The sequence below is a fragment of the Fretibacterium sp. OH1220_COT-178 genome (assembly GCF_003860125.1).
Classification (GTDB): domain Bacteria; phylum Synergistota; class Synergistia; order Synergistales; family Aminobacteriaceae; genus CAJPSE01.
Window position 1 is genome coordinate 21,228 of record NZ_RQYL01000032.1, and the last position, 6,221, is coordinate 27,448.

3 protein-coding genes and 1 riboswitch are annotated in these 6,221 nt (G+C 66.0%); all 3 genes read left to right on the forward strand.

Going from position 1 to position 6,221, the window contains the following annotated elements; genetic code table 11:
• Positions 1-51: 51 nt before the first annotated feature.
• A riboswitch (cobalamin riboswitch) is annotated at positions 52-260 on the forward strand.
• Between the two features lie 116 nt (positions 261-376).
• The 3 genes from EII26_RS11545 (at position 377) to meaB (ending at position 6,084) form a co-directional block, all read left to right on the forward strand.
• Positions 377-2,548 carry a methylmalonyl-CoA mutase family protein gene (locus tag EII26_RS11545; protein WP_199735202.1) on the forward strand — a complete coding sequence of 724 codons (2,172 nt, stop codon included), beginning with the start codon at positions 377-379 and terminating at the stop codon, positions 2,546-2,548.
• Positions 2,549-4,750 (forward strand): methylmalonyl-CoA mutase, encoded by a 2,202-nt coding sequence (scpA, locus tag EII26_RS11550; RefSeq protein WP_124889316.1) that lies wholly within the window; start codon positions 2,549-2,551, stop codon positions 4,748-4,750.
• A 188-nt stretch (positions 4,751-4,938) separates the two neighbouring features.
• Positions 4,939-6,084: a methylmalonyl Co-A mutase-associated GTPase MeaB gene (gene meaB, locus EII26_RS11555; protein WP_124889317.1), complete on the forward strand. Its 1,146-nt coding sequence runs from the start codon at positions 4,939-4,941 to the stop codon at positions 6,082-6,084.
• Positions 6,085-6,221: the final 137 nt, after the last annotated feature.

The following is a 6,221-nucleotide window of genomic DNA, read 5'->3' on the forward strand; positions in this document are numbered from 1 at the left end:
ACGGACTTTCGTCCATTATAGCGTGCTGCCGTCCCTCTCTCGATGACGAAGCACGTTTGCGGCGCCCTGCGGCGCCTCTTTGATATAATGGAAGAAACCAGAGAGGACCCCGGCAGCCAGGGAATCCGGTGCAAGACCGGAGCGGCCCCGCCACTGTAACTCGGGACGACCCCGCAGGACGTCACTGTCGCCCGGCGATGGGAAGATGCGGCATTAGGAGGAACGAGAGCCAGGAGACCGGCCGGGGGAGCGGGTTCTTTTCGTGCTCGGGCACGAGGGGCTTCGGTTGCGCCGCGAGCGCGTTTCCGGGAGGGAGTAAGGCCTTCCCGGAAATGTGTGTTAGCGCTCCAGCATCACGAACGGGAGGAATGTCTGTATGAGCAACGAAAAGGTAAGGCAATCGGAGGACGGGCACCATTGTGCCGAGTCTGCGTCAGCCCCGATGCCCCTGCCCGAGGTCGATTTTGGCGAGTTCGCCCCGTCGAGCTACGAGGCTTGGAAGGAGGCGGCCGTTGCGGCCCTGAAGGGGGCGCCCTTCGAGAAGAGCATGTTCACCTCCACCTACGAGGGGATTACGCTCAACCCTCTCTACACGAACGCGGATACCCGGGACCTCGAGGCACCCCGGGCTTTTCCGGGGGCCTATCCCCTGCGCGGAGCCTCTGCGTCCGGCAACCTTCGGCGTCCCTGGGAGGTCGCTCAGTTCTGCGACGAGACTCTGCCCGAGGAGGCCCACAAGGCCATCGTACACGAGCTCGACCGCGGAGCCTCGACCGTCGCCCTCGTCCTGGACCGCCGTACCTTGGAGGGGCTTGATGCCGATGCGGAGGGGGCCGTCGCCGCCGGGGTCTCCGTATCCTCCCTCGAGGACCTGGAGGCACTGCTCGAAGATCTGCCGGGCCGCCATCCCCTCTATATCCATGCGGGGGTGTCCGCACTGCCTTTCCTCGCCCTGCTCGACGCCCTTGCCGCGAAAAGGAAGATTCCCTTTGGCGAGCTCACGGGGTGCGTGGGGGCGGATCCCCTCGCCGCGCTCCTGGAGCGGGGCGCCCTTCCGGCCTCCCTCGCCGCGCTTTTCGACGAGATGACGCAGACGATCGTCTGGGCCCGTGAGCGGAAAACCCCGCTGCGAACGATCCTGATTCGGGGCTCCGTCCTCCACAACGGGGGGGCCAGCGCGGTTCAGGAGGTCGCCTACGCCATGACCGCGGCCATCGAGACCCTGCGGGCGCTTCAGGAGCGGGGCATCGACGTCGCGGAGTTCTCCCGCCGGCTTCGATTCGAGTTCTCCTTGGGCTCCAATTTCTTCATGGAGGTCGCCAAGATCCGGGCCGCGCGCTGCGTCTGGGCCCGGATCGCCTCGAGCTTCGGCGGCGACGGGGAGGCACAGCGGGCGGAGATCTTCGGCCGCACCTCCCTCTTCACCAAGACCGTGTACGATCCCTACGTGAACATGCTGCGCAACACGACGGAGGCCTTCTCCGGCGTTGTGGGCGGCGTCGACGGCCTGACCGTCGGCTGTTTCGACGAGGCGCTGCGGCCGGGGTCGGAGTTCTCCCGCCGCGTCGCGCGCAACGCTCAGGTGATGCTCCGCAAGGAGTTCAACCTGCTCCAGCCGACGGACCCCGCGGGCGGTTCCTGGTACGTGGAGAGGCTGACGGACGAGCTGGCCCGGAAGGTCTGGGAGGCGCTGCAGAAGGTGGAGGCGGAGGGCGGCTTCCTGAAGGGCGTTTGCGAGGGCGCCATCCAGCACGACGTCCAGGCCATGCTGCAGCAGCGTTTCAAGCGGCTTGCCCAGCGCTCCGACCGCGCCGTGGGCACCAACATGTACCCCAACCCCGCGGAGTCCCTGCCCGAGTTCGCGGAGCCGGACTGGGCGGCTCTGCGTGCCGTGCGGACCGAAGCGGTCCGACGCCATCGTGCGTCCCGCGACGAGGGGGCGGTGAAGCGGACCCTTGAGGTCTTGGCGTCGGCGCGGACCGGAGCGGCGGCGTCCGCCGCCGCGGCCGCCGGGGCCACCCTCGGCGAGCTGCGTTCTGCCCTGAATGGCGCCGGTTCCGACGGGCTCTCCGTCGAGCCCGTTCCGCCGCATCGCTGGACGGAGCAGTACGAGGCCATGCGCCGCCGCACGGAGGCCTTTGTGGCCGAGAAGGGGGACAACTTCAAGGTCTTCCTGGCGAACATGGGGCCGATCCCACAGCACAAGGCGCGCGCCGATTTCATATCCAGCTTCATGGAGGTGGCCGCCTTCGAGATCCTCCGGAACGACGGCTTCGCCACGACGGAGGAGTGCGCTGCCGCCGCGGCGGCCAGCGGGGCGGACATCGCCGTGATCTGTTCCACGGACGCCACCTATCCGGAGCTGGTTCCGCCCCTGGCCCGGGCCATCAAGGAGAAGCGGCCGGGGATGGGCGTCTATCTGGCCGGAGCGCCGGCCGCCGAGTGCAAGGACGCCTATCTCGAAGCGGGCGTGGACGACTTTATCAGCGTCCGTTCCAACTGTCTGGAGACGCTGACCGGATTTCAGAGAGCGAAGGGGATGTTTTAGATGAGCCCGAGCAAGCACGCGAATCCCGATTTCACCCAGATCGCCCTCCAGAGTACCGAGGCGGGGGCGGCCCTGGACGCCAAGGCCTGGGAGCGCCGTTTCCGGGAGGAGACCGGCAGGACGCCGGACGAGATGTTCTTCCATACGATGGAGCAGATCGACGTCGCGCCCCTTTACACGGAGGCGGACAATTGCGGACTGCCCCACCTCGCCTACGACATGCCGGGGCTCCCGCCGTTCCTCCGCGGGCCCTATCCGACCATGTACGTCACGCGCCCCTGGACGGTGCGCCAGTACGCCGGCTTCTCCACGGCCGAGGAGAGCAACGCCTTCTATCGGCGAAACCTCGCCGCAGGACAGAAGGGGCTCTCCATCGCTTTCGACCTGGCGACGCACCGCGGCTACGACTCCGACCATCCGCGCGTCGTCGGGGACGTGGGCAAGGCCGGCGTAGCGGTCGACTCCATCCTGGACATGGAGATCCTGTTCTCGGGCATCCCACTGGATCAGATGTCCGTCTCCATGACCATGAACGGCGCCGTTCTTCCCGTCCTGGCCTTCTACATCCTGGCCGCGGAGGAGCAGGGCGTGGACAAGTCCGTCCTGACCGGGACCATCCAGAACGACATCCTCAAGGAGTTCATGGTCCGCAACACCTACATCTATCCTCCGAAGGCCTCGATGCGCATCATCGGGGACATCTTCTCCTACACCTCGAAGTACATGCCCAAGTTCAACAGCATCAGCATCTCCGGCTACCACATCCAGGAGGCGGGGGCCACGGCGGACATCGAGTTGGGCTACACGCTGGCGGACGGGCTGGAGTACCTGCGCACCGGGACCAAGGCCGGCCTCTCCATCGACGCGTTCGCCCCGCGCCTGTCGTTCTTCTGGGGGATCGGCAAGAATTACTTCATGGAGGTCGCCAAGATGCGCGCGGCGCGGATGCTCTGGGCCAAGATCGTCAAGACGTTCGGGCCCAAGAACCCCAAGTCCATGGCGCTGCGCACCCATTGCCAGACGTCCGGCTGGAGCCTCACCGAGCAGGACCCGTTCAACAACGTGGAGCGCACCTGCATCGAGGCGCTGGCGGCCGCGCTGGGGCACACGCAGTCCCTGCACACCAACGCGCTGGACGAGGCCATTGCCCTGCCGACGGACTTCTCCGCGCGCATCGCGCGCAACACGCAGCTCTACATCCAGGACGAGACGAAGGTCTGCAAGGTCATCGACCCGTGGGGCGGCTCCTGGTACGTGGAGGCCCTGACGGACCAGCTGATCCGCCGCAGCTGGGCCCACATCCAGGAGGTCGAGGCGCTGGGCGGCATGGCGGCGGCCATCGACACGGGGTTGCCCAAGATGCGCATCGAGGAGGCGGCCGCGCGCCGTCAGGCCCACATCGACTCCGGCAAGGAGGAGATCGTCGGGGTCAACAGCTACCGTCTGGAGAAGGAGGACCCGTTGGAGATCCTGGAGGTCGACAACACGGCCGTCCGTCAGGCCCAGATCGCGCGGCTCGAGAAGCTGCGCGCCATCCGCGATCCCGAGAAGGTCCAGGCCTGCCTGGATGCCATCACGAAGGCCACGGAGACGGGGGAGGGCAACCTGCTGGAGCTGGCGGTGGACGCCGCGCGCGCCCGCGCTTCGCTGGGGGAGATCTCGGACGCGGTGGAGAAGGTCTGCGGCCGCCACAAGGCCATCATCCGGTCCATATCCGGAATCTACAGCAGCGAGTTTGCGGACGAGGAGATCATCGCCGAGGTGCGCGCGATGACGGACGCGTTTGCGGAGAAGGAGGGCCGCAGGCCCCGCATTATGGTCGCCAAGATGGGTCAGGACGGCCACGACCGCGGCGCCAAGGTCATCTCCACGGCGTTCGCGGATATGGGCTACGACGTCGACATCGGGCCGCTCTTCCAGACGCCCGCCGAGGCGGCGCAGGACGCGGTGGACAACGACGTGCACATCGTCGGGATGAGTTCCCTCGCCGCAGGACACAAGACGCTGCTGCCCCAGCTGGTGGAGGAGCTGCGCAAGCGCGGACGCGAGGACATCATCGTCGTCATCGGCGGGGTCATTCCGGCTCAGGACTACGAGTTCCTGCGCGAACACGGAGCGGCCGCCATCTTCGGGCCCGGGACGGTCATCCCCGTCTCCGCCAAGAGGGTCATGGAGGAGCTGAACCGACGTGTCTTCGGGTAATTCCATCGATCAATCACCCGTATACGTCGTTGTTTTTGCTCGCCTTGCTCGACGTACCGTTGTACGCCTTCGCTGCGGTTTGCAAAAGCCGCCTAGTCTACGAATGATTGATCAACGGAATAGGAGGGCGTTTTTTGAACTCGAATATAAATAGCATTTCTGCTCAATCCTTGGAGCCCGTTGAATCAATGTGCAATGAAAAGTTTCACTCTTCGGGTAAGCCCGAGTGGGTGCCGGACGGGGCCGGAGGGGAGTTTGCCACTCGCGTCATGGGCGGCGTGGACGATGCCCATGACGGGATGGACTATGCCGCCCCGTCGCGCCCGACCCCGCGCCGCCGCCAGCTTACGCTCTCGGACTACGTGGAGGGCGTGCTGGCGGGCGACCGCACCATCCTCTCCCGCGCCATCACTCTGGTGGAGAGCAACGCTGCGGCGCACTTCGAGCTCGCCCAGCAGGTCATCGCCGGGGTCCTGCCCCGTACGGGGCAGGCCGTTCGGGTCGGGATCACCGGGGTTCCGGGGGCAGGGAAGAGCACCTTCATCGAGGCTTTGGGAACGATGCTCTGCCGCGAGGGGCACAAGGTCGCCGTTTTGGCGGTGGACCCCAGCAGCAGCGTGACCAAGGGCAGCATCCTGGGCGACAAGACGCGCATGGAGAACCTGTCGCGCGAGCCGAACGCCTTCATCCGGCCCTCGCCCTCCGGCGGGACCCTGGGGGGCCTGACGCGCAAGAGCCGAGAGACCCTCTTGCTCTGCGAGGCCGCCGGGTACGACGTCATCCTGGTCGAGACGGTTGGGGTGGGGCAGAGCGAGGTCACGGTGCGGGACATGGTGGACATCTTTCTGCTGCTGGTCATCACCGGGGCGGGCGACGAGCTCCAGGGGATGAAGAAGGGCGTCATGGAGCTGGCGGACGCCATCGTGGTGAACAAGGCCGACGGGAACAACGTGATGAAGGCGGAGGCCACCCGCGTGGAGTACGACCGTATCCTGCACTACCTCAGGCCCGCGACGGAGGGGTGGGTCACCCATGCCTACACCTGTTCCGCCCTGACCCATGCGGGGATCCCGGAGCTTTGGGGCGTCGTCGAACGCTTCATGGAGACGGTGAAGGCGAGCGGCACGTTTGCCGAACGCCGCCGGCGTCAGGTGCTCTCCTGGGTCCACAGCATGGTGGAGGACCACCTGCTCCGGGACTTCTACGACTGTATGGCTGTGAAAGAACACCGCGCGGATATCGAGGAGCGGGTTGTCCGCGGCGAGCTGGCCGCCACCCAGGCGACGCTCGAGCTGCTGAGGTGGTATGGAAGGGACCCGGCTCGGCCGAGGTAGCGGTACGGAAAAAAGACGCCTCTAGAGGGTTGGACTTAGGATGTACAGTCCCATGTTATGATGGAACAGAGAATCCTTCAAAGAAGACCTGCTAGAAAAAGTCAAGGGATTAATTGAGAAATGGCAGCAGGGGGTAA